This window comes from Amycolatopsis sp. NPDC021455, from assembly GCF_040640995.1.
GTDB lineage: Bacteria > Actinomycetota > Actinomycetes > Mycobacteriales > Pseudonocardiaceae > Amycolatopsis.
The window spans coordinates 15,791-32,148 of sequence record NZ_JBFACT010000082.1 but is presented as its reverse complement, the minus strand read 5'-3'; the positions used below and the strand labels follow the sequence as shown (position 1 = coordinate 32,148).

General features: G+C 72.4%; 16 protein-coding genes. 7 read left to right on the top strand and 9 right to left on the bottom strand.

Annotation, left to right across the window (positions count from 1 at the left end; translation table 11 throughout):
• Positions 1-118: 118 nt before the first annotated feature.
• From ybeY to hrcA, 6 genes are all read right to left on the bottom strand, one after another.
• Positions 119-676: an rRNA maturation RNase YbeY gene (ybeY, locus tag AB0G28_RS43675; protein WP_361103689.1), complete on the bottom strand. Its 558-nt coding sequence runs from the start codon at positions 674-676 to the stop codon at positions 119-121.
• On the bottom strand, positions 673-1,743 hold the full coding sequence (locus AB0G28_RS43670) for a PhoH family protein (RefSeq protein ID WP_361103687.1): 1,071 nt from the start codon (positions 1,741-1,743) through the stop codon (positions 673-675). Before AB0G28_RS43670 ends, ybeY begins: the two co-directional genes overlap by 4 nt.
• Positions 1,744-1,829: 86 nt before the next feature.
• Positions 1,830-2,192: a histidine triad nucleotide-binding protein gene (locus tag AB0G28_RS43665; protein WP_361103685.1), complete on the bottom strand. Its 363-nt coding sequence runs from the start codon at positions 2,190-2,192 to the stop codon at positions 1,830-1,832.
• 799 nt (positions 2,193-2,991) lie between these two features.
• Positions 2,992-3,744, bottom strand: coding sequence for a 16S rRNA (uracil(1498)-N(3))-methyltransferase (locus AB0G28_RS43660; protein WP_361103683.1), 753 nt, complete (start codon positions 3,742-3,744; stop codon positions 2,992-2,994).
• 3 nt (positions 3,745-3,747) lie between these two features.
• Entirely contained in the window at positions 3,748-4,911 is a 1,164-nt protein-coding gene (gene dnaJ / locus AB0G28_RS43655; RefSeq protein WP_361103681.1) for a molecular chaperone DnaJ, read from the bottom strand.
• Between the two features lie 31 nt (positions 4,912-4,942).
• Positions 4,943-5,968 (bottom strand): heat-inducible transcriptional repressor HrcA, encoded by a 1,026-nt coding sequence (gene hrcA / locus AB0G28_RS43650; RefSeq protein WP_361103679.1) that lies wholly within the window; start codon positions 5,966-5,968, stop codon positions 4,943-4,945.
• Positions 5,969-6,071: 103 nt separating this feature from the next.
• Here hrcA and AB0G28_RS43645 point away from each other — a divergent pair, with 103 nt between their 5' ends.
• Genes AB0G28_RS43645 through AB0G28_RS43630 form a run of 4 tightly spaced genes read left to right on the top strand, consistent with a single transcriptional unit; the run spans position 6,072 to position 8,741 of the window.
• A complete protein-coding gene (locus AB0G28_RS43645; RefSeq protein ID WP_361103677.1) occupies positions 6,072-6,740 on the top strand; it encodes a YbaB/EbfC family nucleoid-associated protein in 669 nt (222 codons plus the stop codon).
• Positions 6,740-7,057: a type VII secretion target gene (locus AB0G28_RS43640; RefSeq protein WP_361103675.1), complete on the top strand. Its 318-nt coding sequence runs from the start codon at positions 6,740-6,742 to the stop codon at positions 7,055-7,057. Before AB0G28_RS43645 ends, AB0G28_RS43640 begins: the two co-directional genes overlap by 1 nt.
• Positions 7,054-8,259 carry a hypothetical protein gene (locus tag AB0G28_RS43635; RefSeq protein ID WP_361103673.1) on the top strand — a complete coding sequence of 402 codons (1,206 nt, stop codon included), beginning with the start codon at positions 7,054-7,056 and terminating at the stop codon, positions 8,257-8,259. The genes AB0G28_RS43640 and AB0G28_RS43635 overlap by 4 nt, the downstream gene beginning before the upstream one ends.
• Positions 8,256-8,741, top strand: coding sequence for a hypothetical protein (locus tag AB0G28_RS43630; RefSeq protein WP_361103671.1), 486 nt, complete (start codon positions 8,256-8,258; stop codon positions 8,739-8,741). The genes AB0G28_RS43635 and AB0G28_RS43630 overlap by 4 nt, the downstream gene beginning before the upstream one ends.
• Here AB0G28_RS43630 and AB0G28_RS43625 read toward each other — a convergent pair.
• Complete coding sequence (locus AB0G28_RS43625) at positions 8,722-9,783, bottom strand: aldo/keto reductase (protein WP_361103669.1); 1,062 nt, start codon at positions 9,781-9,783, stop codon at positions 8,722-8,724. The genes AB0G28_RS43630 and AB0G28_RS43625 overlap by 20 nt on opposite strands.
• Before the next feature lie 115 nt (positions 9,784-9,898).
• Between AB0G28_RS43625 and AB0G28_RS43620 the strand changes: the two genes are divergently transcribed.
• Positions 9,899-10,723, top strand: a complete 825-nt coding sequence (locus AB0G28_RS43620; protein ID WP_361103667.1) for a helix-turn-helix transcriptional regulator — start codon at positions 9,899-9,901, stop codon at positions 10,721-10,723.
• Here the strand turns inward: AB0G28_RS43620 and AB0G28_RS43615 are convergent.
• A complete protein-coding gene (locus tag AB0G28_RS43615; protein WP_361103665.1) occupies positions 10,695-12,185 on the bottom strand; it encodes a CoA-acylating methylmalonate-semialdehyde dehydrogenase in 1,491 nt (496 codons plus the stop codon). The two genes, AB0G28_RS43620 and AB0G28_RS43615, sit on opposite strands and share 29 nt — an antisense overlap.
• Before the next feature lie 137 nt (positions 12,186-12,322).
• Between AB0G28_RS43615 and AB0G28_RS43610 the strand changes: the two genes are divergently transcribed.
• Together AB0G28_RS43610 and AB0G28_RS43605 are read left to right on the top strand one after the other, a co-directional pair.
• A complete protein-coding gene (locus AB0G28_RS43610) occupies positions 12,323-13,960 on the top strand; it encodes a PucR family transcriptional regulator (RefSeq protein WP_361103695.1) in 1,638 nt (545 codons plus the stop codon).
• A 28-nt stretch (positions 13,961-13,988) separates the two neighbouring features.
• Positions 13,989-14,351, top strand: coding sequence for an SSI family serine proteinase inhibitor (locus AB0G28_RS43605; RefSeq protein WP_361103663.1), 363 nt, complete (start codon positions 13,989-13,991; stop codon positions 14,349-14,351).
• A gap of 95 nt (positions 14,352-14,446) precedes the next feature.
• Here AB0G28_RS43605 and AB0G28_RS43600 read toward each other — a convergent pair whose 3' ends face one another.
• Positions 14,447-15,907: a DUF4173 domain-containing protein gene (locus AB0G28_RS43600; RefSeq protein WP_361103661.1), complete on the bottom strand. Its 1,461-nt coding sequence runs from the start codon at positions 15,905-15,907 to the stop codon at positions 14,447-14,449.
• Positions 15,908-16,358 lie beyond the last annotated feature (451 nt).

Below are 16,358 nucleotides of genomic sequence, written 5' to 3'. Positions count from 1 at the left end.
AACCCCCAATGTGGCGTTGGTTGCGTTGGACGCACCCAATGTGGCGTTCGGTGCGTCCAACGCACCGAACGCCACATTGGGGCGCTTGGGACGGAGCCGAGATCGTGGACGCGCGGCATCAGGGCGTTTCCCCGGCGGGCGGTTCGGCGGCGTCGAGGCCCGCGATGCCGAGGACGCGGTCGTCGGTGCTGCGCTGGGCGTCCCGCTTCTCCAGGGCGGCGACGGCGTCCTGGTACTCGCCGAGGATGCGCTTCTGGAGGGCGAACATCTCGCGTTCCTCGGCGGGTTCGGCGTGGTCGTAGCCGAGCAGGTGCAGGCAGCCGTGCACGGTGAGCAGGTGCAGCTCGTCCATCAGCGAGTGGCCGGCGGTCTTGGCCTGGTCCTTGGCGAACGCCGGGCAGAGCACGATGTCCCCGAGCAGCGCCGGGGACGCGTCGGGCGCGTCCGGGCGGCGGGAGGAGTCGAGCTCGTCCATCGGGAAGGCCATGACGTCGGTGGGCCCGGGCAGGTCCATCCAGCGTTCGTGGAGGTCTTCCATGACGTCGAGGGTGACCAGCAGGATGGACAGCTCGGCGAGCGGGCTGACCTCCATCTTGTCGAGGGCGTAGCGCGCGGCGGAGACGATGGACGTCTCGTCGACGTCGACGCCGGACTCGTTGGCGATCTCGATGCTCAACGCCGGTTGCCCTTCCAGCCGTCGTTCTGCTGGGCGTCCTGCACGGCCTGCCACTTCTCGTAGGCGTCGACGATGTCGCCGACGAGCTTGTGCCGGACGACGTCCTGGCTGGTGAGCTCGGCGAAGTGGAGGTCCTCGACGCCGGTGAGGATGTCCCGGACGACGCGCAGGCCACTGCGCTGCCCGCTGGGCAGGTCGACCTGGGTGATGTCGCCGGTGACGACGATCTTGGACCCGAAGCCGAGCCGGGTGAGGAACATCTTCATCTGCTCGGGCGTGGTGTTCTGGGCCTCGTCGAGGATGATGAAGGCGTCGTTCAGCGTGCGGCCCCGCATGTAGGCCAGGGGGGCGATTTCGATCGTGCCGGCCTGCATCAGCCGCGGAATCGACTCCGGCTCGACCATGTCGTGCAGCGCGTCGTAGAGGGGCCGCAGGTAGGGGTCGATCTTCTCGTTGAGCGTGCCCGGCAGGTAGCCGAGGCGCTCGCCGGCCTCGACGGCGGGGCGGGTCAGCACGATGCGGGTGACCTGCTTGGCCTGCAGGGCCTGGACGGCCTTGGCCATGGCCAGGTAGGTCTTGCCGGTGCCGGCGGGGCCGATGCCGAAGACGACGGTGTGCTTGTCGATGGCGTCGACGTAGCGCTTCTGGTTGAGCGTCTTGGGCCGGATGGTCTTGCCGCGGCGCGAGACGATGTTGAGGCTGAGGACCTCGGCGGGCGAGGCGTCGCCGGTGGAGAGCATGCCGACGGTGCGGCGGACGGTGTCGGGTCCGACCTGCTGGCCGCCGGCGGCGAGCTGGACGAGCTCGGCGAAGACGCGTTCGGCGAACGCGACGTCGGCGGGGGTGCCGGTCAGGGTGACTTCGTTGCCGCGCACGTGCACGTCGGCGGCGAGGAGTTCCTCGGCGACGCGCAGGTTCTCGTCGCGGGAGCCGAGCAGGCTGAGGGCGGCGGCGTCGGGGATGGGGAAGCGGGACTGGGCCGCCTGCGTACCGGCGGTGTCCTCGGTCTTCGGGACGTCTCCGGGGACGTCGGGTCGGGCGGCTCCACCCGGTACGGTTCCGGCCACGTGGCCTCAGGCCTGCTTTCTCGGTGAGGGACTACGGACCCCACCGATGCTACTGGCACCCACCGACAAGACGCAGGCCGGTTTCCCTAGTCCTGCTCGGGTGCCCCGAACAACCCGAGGGGTTCCCCGCCGAGAACGTGGGCGTGCACGTGGAAGACGGTCTGCCCGGCATCCCCATCGGTGTTGAAGACGACCCGGTACCCGCTCTCGAGGACGCCCTCGATCTCGGCAACCTTGCGAGCGGTCAACGCGACATCGGCGAGAAGCTGCGGATCGGCGGCGGCGAGCTCCCCGAGGTTCCGGTACCGCTTCCTGGGCACGACGAGAACATGAACCCGAGCCTGCGGCCGGATATCCCGGAAGGCAAAGGTGGTCGCATCCTGATAGACGACATCGGCAGGGATCTCCCCACCGATGATCCGTTCGAACAAGGTCTCATCCTCGGCCATGGGAGAACCCTACCGATTGAGGTGCACCGAGGTTCAACAGCTCGGAAACCACCACCCCGAAGCCGCAATTGTGACTACGGGCGGTAGCACCGCGTCAAGGCGGGAAAGCGTGCCTTGACCCGGCACTACCGCCCGTGTTCCGGCTTCGTATCGGGGTTGCGGGAGGCCTGGGTGATCCGGGGGCAAGTCACGCTTCAACGTGCGGTTCACAACCCGCCCCTTCGGGGCGAAACGACACGCGCGCCCGGCGCCGGCGCAAGCGCAAGTACTCCGGGAAGCAAGGGGCCGAAGGCCACCGAGCAAGGAACACGCCCAGACCAACCCGACCACAACGGGACTCGCGGGGACTCGCGGGGACTCGCGGGGGCCCGCGGGGACTCGCGGGGGCCCGCGGGGACTCGCGGGGACTCGCGGGGGCCCGCGGAGCGAGGGGGCCGAAGGCCACCGAGCAAGGAAACCCGCCCGGCCCAGCGGAACCACAACGGAACTCGCGGGGGTCCGGGGCTTGCCCCGGCTGGGGGTCTGGGGGTTTGACCCCCAGAAAGGCACTGCGAAGCAAAATCCAGCCGGAGGAGCGAAGCGACGAAGGCTGAGATGCCGCGCAGTCGGCGGACCCTGGGGGTCGATCCGCCGCTGCGCGGCTGCCGCCGGACCGAGGGGGGAGGTGCCCGGCGGGGTCCGTGTCTTCCCAGTGGCGCGCCGAAACGGTGGGTGGCGCGTTAATAAACGAGAGTAACGGGTCGGAGCGTGATCGCGCCATAACTGGGCGCAAAATCGGGGGTTTTTTTCGGTTGATCTTTCAGTGCCAGCGGCTGGTGAGGGCGCCGAGTGCGCCGAGGGCCACCGCGGCCGCCGTGGAGGTGCGCAGGACGGTCGTGCCCAGGCGAACCGCCCTGGCTCCGGCGTCTCGCAGCGTCGCCAGTTCGTCGTCGGTGATGCCGCCCTCGGGTCCGACGATGAGGAGGATGTCGCCGGTGTCGGGGAGCGGGAGGTCGGTGAGCCGGTCGGCGACGTCGGACTCCAGCACGATCGCCAGTGACATCGTCGTCACGAGCCCGGCCAGCTCGGCCGTGGTCACCGGCTCGGTGACGTCCGGGACGTGCGCGCGCCGGGCCTGCTTGGCGGCCGCGCGGGCGGTGGCGCGCCAGCGGGCCAGGGCCTTGTCGCCGCGGGTGCCGTCTTCCCACTTGGCGACGCTGCGGGTGGCGCGCCAGGGGACGATGGCGTCGACGCCGGCCTCGGTGGCGAGTTCGACGGCCAGCTCGCCGCGGTCGCCCTTGGCGAGGGCCTGGGCGACGTGGACGCGCAGGGCGGGTGGCTCTTCGGTCCAGTGTTCCTCGACCGAGAGGGTCAGGAGCGGGTCGCGGCCGGCCTGGACGGCGTCGACGACGCAGCGGGCCATCGCGCCGGCGCCGTCGGAGAGGACCAGCCGCTCCCCCGCCCGCAGGCGGCGGACCGTGGCCGCGTGCCGGGCTTCCTCGCCGTCGAGGGTCGTCCGCCCGGCGGCGGGGACCGTGGCGGCGAGGAAGACCGGCAGGGTGGTGTCGGGCACGGCTCAGCGGTGGTTCTTGGCGCGGAGCTTGCCGAACAGCCCGCCGTGCTTGGTGCCGTTGGACGCCAGGGTGGGGACTTCTTCGCCGCGCTGCTGGGCGAGTTCGACCAGCAGCTCGCGCTGGGCGTCGTCGAGCTTGGTGGGCACGACGACGTCGATGTGGACGTGCAGGTCGCCGCGGCCGTCGACGCGGCCGGAGGACCGCAGGCGGGGCATGCCCTTGCCGGTGAGGACGAGCTCGGCGTTGGGCTGGGTGCCGGGTTCGACGTCGAGTTCGTAGTCGCCGTCGACCAGGGTCGAGATCGGGACCGTGGCGCCGAGGGCGGCGGTGGTCATCGGGATGCGGAAGTTGCAGTGCAGGTCGTGGCCCTGGCGGACGAACACCTCGTGCGGGGTCTCGTCGATCTCGACGTAGAGGTCGCCGGCCGGGCCGCCGCCGGGGCCGACCTCGCCCTGGCCGGAGAGGCGGATGCGCATGCCGTCGCCGACGCCCGGCGGGATCTTGGCGGTGACGTTGCGGCGGGCGCGGATGCGGCCGTCGCCGCCGCACTGGCGGCAGGGGTCGGGGATGACCTCGCCGAAGCCGCGGCAGACCGGGCACGGACGCGCCGTGACGACCTGGCCGAGGAACGACCGCTGGACGGACTGGACCTCGCCGGCGCCGCCGCAGGTGTCGCAGGTCTTGACCGAGGTGCCTTCGCTGGTGCCCGCGCCGCGGCAGAGGTCACAGACGATGGCCGTGTCGACGGCGATCTCCTTGTCGACCCCGGTGGCGCACTCCTCGAGGGTGAGGCCGAGCCGGATCAGGGCGTCGGAGCCGGGCTGGACGCGGCTGCGCGGGCCGCGCCCGCGTCCGCCGCCCCCGCCGGCCGCGCCGAAGAAGGCGTCCATGATGTCGCCGAGGCCGCCGAACCCGGCGAAGGGGTCGCCGCCCCCGCCGCGCGCGCCGTTGTCCATCGGGTCGCCGCCCAGGTCGACGATCTTGCGCTTCTGCGGGTCGGACAGCACCTCGTAGGCCGTGGTGACCTCGGCGAACTTGTGCTGGGCGTCGTCCGACGGGTTGACGTCGGGGTGCAGCTCCCGGGCCAGCTTCCGGTACGCGCGCTTGATCTCCTGATCGCTCGCGTTCTTGGCCACCCCGAGGATGCCGTAGTAGTCCCTCGCCACCGTCTCTGCTTCTCCTTCTGCTCTGCCCGGCTCAGCGGCCGGCCAGGATCTGCCCCACGTAGTTGGCGACCGCCCGCACCGCGGCGATCGTGCCCGGATAGTCCATCCGGGTCGGGCCGACGACTCCCATGCCGCCGAGCACGACGTCGTCGCGGCCGTAGCCGATCGAGACGACCGAGGTGCTGCGCATCTGCTCGTCCTCATTTTCCTCACCGATGCGCACCGTGATCGCACCGGGGTTGCGCGCGGCGGCCAGCAGCTTGAGCACGACGACCTGTTCCTCGAGCGCTTCGAGGACCTGGCGCAGCGAGCCCGGGAAGTCGGCGACGTTGCGGGTGAGGTTGGCGGTGCCGCCGAGCACGAGGCGCTCCTCCGGGTGCTCGGCCAGCGACTCGACCAGCACCGTGGTGACGCGGATGAGCGCGTCCCGCAGCTCGCCGGGCGACTTGTCGGGCAGCTCGGCGACGCGGGCCGCGGCGTCGTTGAGCCGCCGTCCGGCCATGGCCGCGTTGAGCACGCTGCGGAGCCGGGCCACGTCCTCCTCGGTGACGACGTCGCCGAGGTCGACCGTGCGCTGGTCGACGCGCCCGTTGTCGGCGATCAGCACCAGCATCAGCCGCGCCGGGGTGAGCGGCACCACTTCGAGGTGCCGGACCTTGGCGTTGGTCAGCATCGGGTACTGGACGACGGCGACCTGCCGGGTCAGCTGCGCGAGCAGCCGGACCGAGCGGCGGAGGACGTCGTCGAGGTCGGTGCCGCTGTCGAGGAACGTGGTGATGGCGCGGCGCTCGGCGGCCGACAGCGGCTTGATCTCCGAGAGCCGGTCGACGAAGAGGCGGTAGCCCTTGTCGGTCGGGACGCGGCCGGCACTGGTGTGCGGCTGCGTGATGTACCCCTCTTCTTCGAGCGTCGCCATGTCGTTGCGCACCGTGGCGCTCGACACACCCAGGTTGTGCCGCTCGACGATCGCCTTGGACCCGACCGGTTCCTGGTTGGACACGTAGTCGGCCACGATCGCGCGCAGCACTTCGAAGCGGCGCTCCTCCGCGTTGGCCACCGGTTCACCACCTACCTCGCTCGCTGCCCGACCCGAGTTTACGTAAGCCTGAGCCGGTCGCGCTCAACACCGCCCGCGGGCGCCGGAACCCGCCGCTTGGTCCGTGAAGGCCTCCTTCCCGGCCGTAAGAGCCGGGAAGGAGGCCTTCACGGCTTACAGGCGGGAGGTAAAGGCCGGGCAAAAGAATTCCCATGCGCGGTTCTCGCCGGGAATTCCCGGGTTGATGGGGGAACCGAAAAGCGGTTTGCTGCCTCTGATCCGCATGCCCTCCCCGACTTCCGAGGTCGCCGTGAACCGCATTGATCCCGCTTCCGCCGGAATGCCCGATATCGCCCGGCGCGCGGCCGAGGCGAAGGCCCGGCTCGAGCGCATCGCCGCGACCGCCACGAGCCCGGACGGCGCCGTCACGGTGACCGTCAACACCAGCGGTGCGCTGCAGGAACTCACCTTCGGCCCGCGCGCGGACGAGCTGCCGCGCGCCCGGCTGGCGGCGAGCGTCGTGGCCACCGCGAAGCGGGCGCAGGTGCAGGCGGCCCAGCAGCTGGCGAGCGTCATGGCGCCGGTGATCGGCCCCGACAGCGCCGCCATGAAATTCCTTCAGGAACAGATTCCGGCGCCCGAACTTCCCGAAGAGCAACCGGCTCCGCCGCGCTGGGAATTCACCGAAGCCCAGCAGGAAACACCTCCTCCGCCGCCGCCCGCCCGGCCCGCCCGGCCGCGCCCGGACGACGACGAGGACTTCGGCGGCCCGATCCTGCGCCGGGGGCTGTGATGACCATGAAGCTCGACTTCGACGCCCTCGGCGGCCACGAGGACGAAATCCGGGAGATCGCCGGCAAGGTCCAGCAGGCCCTCGACGCGGCGGGCACCGCGCAGGCCCTCGACTTCGACGCGTTCGGGCTGTTCGGGCAGGTCTTCGCGATCCCGGTCCAGATCTGGCTGACCACGGCCGACGGCTTCCTGGCCGCGGCCGTCGAGGCCGGTCACGACGTCGCGGACCGGGTGAAGACCGCGCACACGGCGTTCCGCGAGCACGAGCAGAACACCAAGACCCTGATCGAAGGCATCGGCAAGGAGCTGCCGGCATGACCGAGACGCAGGAGAACCCGCTGGTCGCGACGGCCGAGCCGAGCAGCGGCTTCTGGAGCGGGATGGGCGACGGCTCGAAGGGCGAGCTGGACAACCTCAACGCGCAGACCGGCGGCGCGGGCATCTTCAACGACGCCGCCGCGACACTCACCGACGCCCGCAACGGCGACTGGGGCAACCTCGCGATGGACGTCGGCACCGACGCCCTCGACCTGCTCGGCGCGGCGATGGACCCGCTCGGCACCCTGGCGAGCGCCGGCGTCGGCTGGCTGATCGAGCACATCAGCTTCCTCAAGGACGGCCTCGACAAGCTGGCCGGCAAGCCCGAGGCCATCACGGCCAAGGCCGTGACCTGGACGAACATCGCCAAGCAGCTCACCGAGACGGCCGAGAGCTACGAGCAGAAGGCCGAGAAGGTCAAGGAGTCCTTCAGCGACTGCGGGTCGGCGGAGGCGTACCAGCGGACGGCCGCAAGCTACGTCGACGTGCTGCGCGGGGCCGCCTCGCACGCCGAAGGCGCGTCGACGGCGATGAACGTCGGTGCCGCCCTGGTCGGGACCGAGCGCGGGCTGATCCGGGACATGATCTCGTCGTTCGTCGGCGAGCTGATCGTCAAGGCGCTGGCCGCGCTGGCGGCGTCGTGGTGCACCTTCGGCGGCACGATCGCCGCGTTCATCGCCGACACGGTGATCGAGGGCGGGGTGCTCGCGGAGAAGATCAGCACGCGCATCGCGAAGATCGTCGAAAAGCTGGAGAGCCTGGCGAAGGGCGCGGGCAAGTCGAAGGCGGCCCTCGAAGGGGCGGCGAACGCGCTGAAGAAGGCCGGGAAGGGCGCCGACCGGATCGTGGACCAGAGCGTCGAGACGGCCGCGAAGCTCGAGCGCAAGGCGAACGAGCTGAAGCAGGCGGGCCGCGAAGCCGGATCGGCCGCGGAGAAGGCCGAGGGCTGGAAGGACGCCTGGGCGGGCAAGGTGCCGGGCGGCGAGAAGCTCGAGAGGCCGGCCAAGAAGTTCTCCGAGGACGGCCGCAGCGCGCTCAAGCCGGGCGCGTGGCAGGAGGCCGGCGGCTTCCAGGGGTGGAAGCCCGCGGACACCGTCGGGGTCGTGACCGAAGGCCGCCGCCAGGAGAACGAGCAGTACGACCGCTACCACGAGACCCAGGAGGCCTACGAGAAAGAACATCCCGAAGGCGAGGGCGAGTGATCGAGCGGGCCGAAGTGGAGCTGGCCAACCGCAACGGCCGGCTCCACCCGTCGCAGCGCGGCAAGCTGCTCGACTTCAACTTCTGGACCGCGGCGGTGCTGGTGATCGCCGGGCTGGCCGCCGCCGGGTTCCTCGCCGCCACCGGCGGTGCCCTCGCGGCCGTCCCGATCCTCGCGCTGGTCGCGTGGTTCGCGTTCGTCTGCGGGCGGCGGTTGGCGGAGGTCGGCAGCGGGCGGCTGCTCGTGGTGACCGGCTGGACCCACGACTTCGGCAAGGTGCACGGCAAGCGCCCCGACCGCGGGCAGTACCCGATCTACCTCTACACCATCATGGAACGGATCTGGTTCACCTACCTCGTGGTCCACGATCGCAGCTACCGCCTCGACGACAATGCGCTCCGGGCACGGATCCAGGCGGAGCGCATCAACGCCGTCTACCTGACTCCGCGCACGAAGACGCTGATCAACGTCCTCCCGGCGTAGCTTCGATCCGCAGGTCGCCCCGGGTCACCCTGCGGAGGTGGTCACCGGCGAGCACGTCGTGCGGGTAGCCGAGTTCGATCGCGGCCGCCTCTTCGAGGCGGGCCAGGTGCGACGCGGTGAAGGCGACCTCCAACGCGCCCAGGTTGTCCTCGAGTTGCGCGGGGGTGCGGGCGCCGACGATCGGGGCTGTCACGCCCGGGTTCCGCAGGGTCCAGGCCAGCCCCACCTGGGCGGGCGTACGGTCCAGTTCGGTGGCGACCTGCTTCACCACCTCGGCGATCGCGAGGTTCCGTTCGGTCACCATGCCCAGCCCGGCGTTGAAGCTCTTGCGGGTCCCGGCGTCCGGCTCGGTCCGGTCGGCGCGGCCGTACTTGCCGGTGAGCAGGCCGCCCGCCAGCGGGGAGTACGGCGTCACCCCGAGCCCCATCGCCCGGGCCATGGGGATCAGGTCACGTTCCGCGGCCCGGTTGAGGAGGTTGTATTCGATCTGCAGCGCGACCAGCGGCGACCAGCCGCGCAGGTCCGCGATCGCCTGCATGCGGGAGACCTCCCAGGCCGGGACGGTGGACATCGCCACGTATAGGACCTTGCCCTGGCGGACCAGGTCGTCCAGGCCGCGGAGGATCTCCTCGACCGGCGTCGTGAAGTCCCAGACGTGCAGGTAGAGCAGGTCGAGGTAGTCCGTGTCCAGCTGCCGCAGGCTGGCCTCCACCGACGCGAACAGGCTCTTGCGGTGCGCACCCCCGGAGTTCGGGTCGCCGGGCCTGCGCAGCGTCGAGTACTTCGTCGCCAGGACCAGGCTCTCGCGGCGGCCGCGCGCGAACTCGCCGAGCAGGCGCTCGGAACTGCCGTCGGTGTAGGTGGGCGCGGTGTCGACGAAGTTGCCGCCGCGCTCGACGTAGGTGTCGAACAGCTTGCGCGCCTCGTCCTTCTCCGCGCCCCAGCCCCATTCGGTGCCGAAGGTCGCCGTCCCCAGGGCCAGCGGGGAGACCCGCAGCCCGGAGCGGCCCAGCAGCCGGTAGGTGTCGAGGGTGAGTGCCATCAGGTCCTCCTGTGCTCGTGATCCGTCGAGCACCAGCCTGTGATCACCGCGGGCCGGGGGTAAGGGAAGGGACTTCCTGGGAACACGAGTCCTCCTCCCGGCGGTTGGACCGGGCATGATCACCCCGACCGAGGAGCTGGCCGCGTTCCTGCGGACCCGGCGCGAACGCCTGGACCCGGACGACTTCGGGGTGCCCGCTCGCCGGCAAGCCCGGCGGACCCCGGGACTGCGCCGCGAAGAGATCGCCGAACTGGCCGGCGTCAGCGTCGACTACGTCGTGCGGCTGGAGCAGGGGCGTGGGCTCCGGCCTTCGGCGGACGTGGTGGCGGCCCTGGCCCGGGCGCTGCGCCTGACCCCCGCCGAACGCACCTACGTCTTCGACCTGACCCGGCAGCGCCCGGACGACACCGTCGAGCCCGCCACCACCGCGGTGCCCGCACTGGCCCGGCTGGTCGCCGACCTCTCGCCGCTGCCGGCCATGGTGCTGAACCACCGCTACGACATCCTGGCCTGGAACAGCGAAATGGCGGGGCTGCTCGTGGACTTCGGCACCCTGCCGCCGTCGCGGCGCAACGCGATGTGGCTGTGCTTGCGGCACCCGGAAATCCGCGAGCGCTACGTCGACCGCGAGCGCGTGGTGCGGGAAGGTGCCGCCCACCTGCGTGCCGCGTGGGCCGCCCACCCGCAGGACCGGGCGCTGACCGGCCTCATCGCCGAATGCGCGCACGACGAGCAGTTCGCGCGGCTGTGGGGCGAGCGGGACGTCGCGGGCACCGGCCGCGGGAGCAAGGTGCTGCGGCATCCCGGGGCCGGGGTGATCGCGGTGGACTTCGAAGTGCTCGTGCCCCTCCGGGACACGGACCAGCGGGTGATGATCGGCCGGCCCGCGGACGAGGCGAGCCGGGCCGCACTCAGGAGTTCCGCGGGAAGCCCAGGTTGACCCCGGCGTGCGAGCGGTCCGGCCACCGGGAGGTGACCACCTTCGTGCGGGTGAAGAAGTGGAAGCCTTCTGGCCCGTAGGCGTGGCTGTCGCCGAACAGCGAGTCCTTCCAGCCGCCGAAGGAGTAGTAGCCGACGGGCACCGGGATCGGGACGTTGACGCCGACCATGCCCACCTCGACCTCGCTGGAGAACCGCCGCGCGGCCGCGCCGTCGCCGGTGAAGATGGCCGTGCCGTTGCCGTACGGGTTGGCGTTGATCAGGTCGAGGGCGTCGTCGTAGGACGCCGCGCGGGCCACCGACAGCACCGGGCCGAAGATCTCGTCGGTGTAGATCGACATCTCCGGGCGGACGTGGTCGAACAGCGTCGGGCCGAGCCAGAAGCCGCCCTCGGAAACCTCGATGCCCCGGCCGTCCACCACCAGCGACGCCCCCGACGACACCCCGGCGTCCACATAGGACTCGACGCGGGCGTGGTGGGCCGCGGTGACCAGCGGTCCCATCTCGGATTCGGGGTCGCGGCCGTCGCCGACGCGCAGCCGGGACATCCGCTCGGCGATCTTCTCCACGAGTGCGTCGCCGACCGGGTCGACCGCGACGACCACCGAAACGGCCATGCACCGCTCGCCCGCCGAGCCGAAGCCGGCCGACACCGCGGCGTCGGCGGCGAGGTCGAGGTCGGCGTCCGGCAGCACGACCATGTGGTTCTTCGCGCCGCCGAGCGCCTGGACGCGCTTGCCGTGCCGGGTGCCGGTCTCGTAGACGTACCGCGCGATCGGCGTCGACCCCACGAACGAGATCGCCTTGACGTCGGCGTGCTCGAGGAGCCCGTCGACCGCCGCCTTGTCGCCGTGCAGCACGTTGAGCGCGCCCGCGGGCAGCCCGGCTTCGGCGAACAGCTCGGCGATGAACACCGCCGCCGACGGGTCCTTCTCGCTCGGCTTGAGCACGACGGTGTTCCCGCAGGCCAGTGCGTTGGGAACGAACCACAGCGGCACCATGGCCGGGAAGTTGAACGGCGAGATCACGCCGACCACGCCGAGTGGCTGGGCGATCGAGTAGACGTCGACGCCGGTGGACGCGTTCTCGCTGAACCCGCCCTTGAGCAGCTGGGCGGCGCCGCACGCGAACTCGACGTTCTCGATCGCGCGGGCGATCTCCCCGGCCGCGTCGGACTCGACCTTGCCGTGTTCGCTCGTGATGATCTTCGCCAGCTCGTGCTTGCGGGCGGCCAGCAGCTCGCGGAAGGCGAACAGCACTCGCGTCCGGCCGGCCAGGGACGTCCCGCGCCAGCCCGGCAGCGCCGCCTTGGCCGCCGCGACGGCGGCCTCGATCTCGGCGTCGCCGGCGAAGTCGACGTGCGCCCGGACCTGCCCGGTGGCGGGGTCGAAGACCTCGCCGGACCGCGCGGGAGTCGCGGTGAACGGCTTGCCGTCGATCCAGTGGCTGATGCGGTCGGTCACGGCAGGCACTCCTTCACTCCGGCAACGTCCCCCAGAGTCTCGGGCGGGCGCCACGCCACCGCCATCGGCAACGTGTACGTCAGTTGGCTCCCGGCCGTACAGTCTGTCCCTTGCCGCTGATCACACGCCGAGGAGCCATGTACCCGACCGTCGCCGAGGTGCTCGCGCTGCCGGTGCTGCGCCAGGGCCGTCCGCACGTCGTCGCCGGCGCGGCCGGGCTGGACGCGCCGGTGCGCTGGGCGCACGTCGCCGAGGTCGCCGACATCGCGCACCTGCTGCGCGGCGGCGAGCTGGTGCTGACCACCGGCGTCGCGCTGCCCGACGACGGCCCCGCGCTGGCGCGGTACGTCGCCGACCTGGCCGGGGTGGGCGCCGCCGGCGTCGTGGTCGAGCTGGTCCGGCACTGGAGCGACAAGCTGCCCGCCGCGCTGGTCGAAGCGGCCGAGGAGCACGGGCTGCCCCTGGTGACGCTCTCGCGGGAGACGCGGTTCGTGAGCGTCACCGAAGCGGTGAACGGCCAGATCGTCGACGCCCAGGTCGCCGAGCTGCGCGCCGCCGAGCGCGTGCACGAGACGTTCACCGCGCTGACGGTCGCGGGCGCCGAACCCGGCGTCGTCCTCGGCGAGGTCGCCCGGCTCACCGAGCAGCCGGTGGTGCTGGAGACGCTGTCGCACGAGGTCCTCGCCTACGACGCGGCCGGCACCGACCCGGCCGAGCTGCTCGCCGGGTGGCCGGCCCGGTCGCGGGTGGTCCAGGTCGGCGAGCGGACCGGCTACCACCCCGGTTCGGGCTGGCTGGTCACCGTGGTCGGGGCGCGCGGGCACGACTGGGGACGGCTGATCGTCGTCTGCGCCGACCAGCCACCGCACCGGCACCGGGTGGTCGCCGAGCGGGCCGCGTCCGCGCTGGCCGTGCACCGGCTGGTCGCCAAGGACTCCGACGGCCTGGAACGCCAGGCCCACCGCGCCCTGCTCGCCGAGCTGCTCGCGTCGCCCGCCCCGACGGCGGAGCTGCTGGCGCGGGCCTCGGCGCTCGCCGTGCCCCTGGCCGGGCGGCAGCTGGTCGGGCTGGCGGTGCGGCCCCGGCTGACGGGCACGCCACGGCCCGCACTGTCGACTCCGCCGGTGCTGCGCGAACTGGCCGAAACGACGGTGCTGGCGGCGCGCCGCGCGAAGGTGTCGGCGCTGGTGGCGACCGACGAACTCGGGGTGCGGGCGCTGCTCGCGCTGTCGCCGGAGGCGAACGCCGACGCCGTGCTGCACCGGCTCGCCACCGACGTCCACGAGGCCCGGAGCAGCGCACCGGGGGTCCTCGCGGTCGGCACGACGGTGTCGTCGCCCGGTGAGGCCCGCCGGACCCTGCTCGAAGCGGCGCAGGTCGCGGCGGCCGCGCTGGGGGCGGGCTCGGACCGGGTGCTGCACCGGCTGTCCGACGTCCGGCTGCGCGGCCTGCTGCACCTGCTTTCCGGCGACGAGCGGGTCACGGCGTTCGCCCACCGGGAGCTGGGGCCCCTGCTGCACCGCGACGCGGCGACGGGCAGCCGGCTCGTCCAGGCGTTGCGGCACTACTGCGAACAGGGCGGCAACAAGTCGGCGGCGGCCGCGGCGGCCCACACCTCCCGGACGGCGTACTACCAGCAGCTCGCCCGCATCGAGCAGGTCCTCGGCGTCCGGCTGGAGGAGCCGGAGTCGATGCTTTCGCTGTACGTCGCGTTGCTGGCGTGGGACCTCACCCGGCCGAGCGAAGAAGAGTCACCCGGACGTGGAGCACAGTGATCGGCGCCGGCGTGCCGATGACACCGATATGGCCCTGATCCCCTTCGCAGCCTGCCTGATGAGCCTCGGCTGTCTCGCGCCGGCGCAACCCCCGGCGTCGACGCTGCAGCTGACCACCCACGACACCGCCAACCGGATCGGCTCGGTGGTGCTCACGTGCGACCCCCCGGGCGGAACGCACCCGAAGCGCGACAAGGCGTGCGCGGTGCTTTCCGGAGTCGACGGCGACTTCTCGCGGATCAACGCCCGCCACCAGGCGTGCACGCTGATCTACGCCCCGGTGGACGTCACGGCGATCGGCAGCTGGCGCGGCAAGCCGGTGTCGTTCCACACGACGTACGCGAACCGCTGCGAAGCCGGCCGCGACTCGGACGACGTTTTCGCGTTCTGAGGCCCGTCCGGGCGCGCGGAAGCCGCCGGGCCGCCCCCACGACGGCCCGGTGGCTTCCGCGTAACTCTTAACCACGCGCCGCGCGGCGGTCCGGTTCAGCGGCAGCCGGGACCGGGGCCGAGAGGCACGTCACGGGCGGCCGAGCGGCTGAGGTTCCAGGCCGGCCAGCCGTCCGGGGTGTCGCCGCTCAGGACCTGCCGCAGCACGCAGGTCCGCAGCGGCTCGTGGACCCGGGCCGACACCACCGGGACGACGTCGGCCGAGAAGCGCGCCAGGTAGCGGTCGTCGAGCGGCTTGCCGGCCGCCGCCCGGTCGAGGTTGGCGTCGGCGATGAGGCGTTCCGGGTCGAGCACCGCCAGGGCGAGCAGCGCCGCCGCGGCCGTGCCGATCGCCGCGCGGGGCAGCCACGTCGGGCGCAGGCGGACCAGTGAGGCTCCGACCAGCACGAACACCGCGCCGAACCACAGTTCGCAGACCTCGACCAGCAGCCGCAGCACGGTGAAGCCGTACGCCTCCTGGTAAGTCCACATGCGACTCAGCGCCGACCCGACGAGCACCAGGCTCAGCGCGCTCAGCGCCCCGAGCAGGACACGCTGGCGCAGCCGGTCGGCTTTCGTCGAGTTCGGGGCCCAGCGCAAAGCCGCGGCGACGATGGCCAGCGTCAGCACGGTGACGGCGCACAGCTGCCAGAAGCCGCCGCGGGCGTACTCCGCCGACGTCAGGCCGCTCGTGCGCAGGACGTACTCGGTGCCGCCGAACAGCACGACCAGCCGGACGGCGACGAAGAGGCCGAACACGAGGACGAGGACGGCGAGCGGGAGTGTCCACTCGAGACCGTATCCAGTCCTGTGTGGACGGTCTACCGAAGCGCGCCGCGCCGGCGCGGCCAGGAAGTAACACGCGCCGGCGACCACCAAGGCGACGACCACGAAGACGCAGCACCACCGCAGCAGGACGTCGACGCTGAGATCGGGAACGACGGCGTTGACGACGGCGGCGAAGGCGGCATCGGCACTGGCGAGCAGGGGCACGAAAACCCCGACGAGCGCGGCGGCGGCGAGCACGGCGAGCGCGATCCGCCGGGCGACGCCGTCGCGGCGGGCGGCGAAGCGTCCGACGCCGCGGCCGGCCCACGGAACGGCGCGCAGCGCTTCGACGGGGAGGGCGAGCATGTCGTAGAGGACGGAGTTGACGGTCCGTTCCCCGACGACGGCCAGCGACCCGGTGACGACGGCACCGAGCACGCACAGGACGAACAGCCACTCCGACGCCCGCACGGTCCCCACGGCGAGCAACGCGAGCGCGAGCACGGCCCACCCGGCGTTGCGCCAGGTGAAGGACCCCGCCCCCGCCCGGGACCGCCGATCGGCGACGACGACGGCCGCGGCGACGGCCACCCCGCTGAGCAGCCACCCGACCCCGGGCCGGTCGACGGGAAGCACGAGAGCGGCGGCCACCCCGGCCAGCCCGGCGGCGGGCAGGACGGCGGGCGGCATCGGAACGACAGCGGACTTCGGCGGCGGCAGCGGCCGCATGAGCACGGGTGGAGCGGCCACGGCCACCCCACCGCCCGGGGCCGGAGCGCCGGCACCGACCCCCGAAGGTGCGCGAGCGGCATCGGCGACCACCCCGGCGGGTCCTGCTTGCCCACCACCCCCGGGCACGGAGTCCCCACCGCCCCCGGCCCCCGGCGCCGCAACCCCGGCGGGCCCCACTCGCACCCCACCCGCGGCTACCGAATCCCCGCCAACCCCAGAACCCGTCCCGCCCACCGGCGCCGCCACCCCAGCCACCCCCGGCCGCACCCCACCCGCAGCCACCCCCGCCCCACCCGCCCGCACCCCGCCCCCGGCCACCGCCGACCCCCCACCAACCCCTGCCCCCGCCGCGCCCGCGGCCGCTACTCCCGCGGCCCTCACCGCCGAGCGCTTACCCCGTGGCACCCCGCCACCACCGACCTGCCCTTTGGGCATCTCACCCCTCCTCGCATCGTGCGTTCACTTTTGC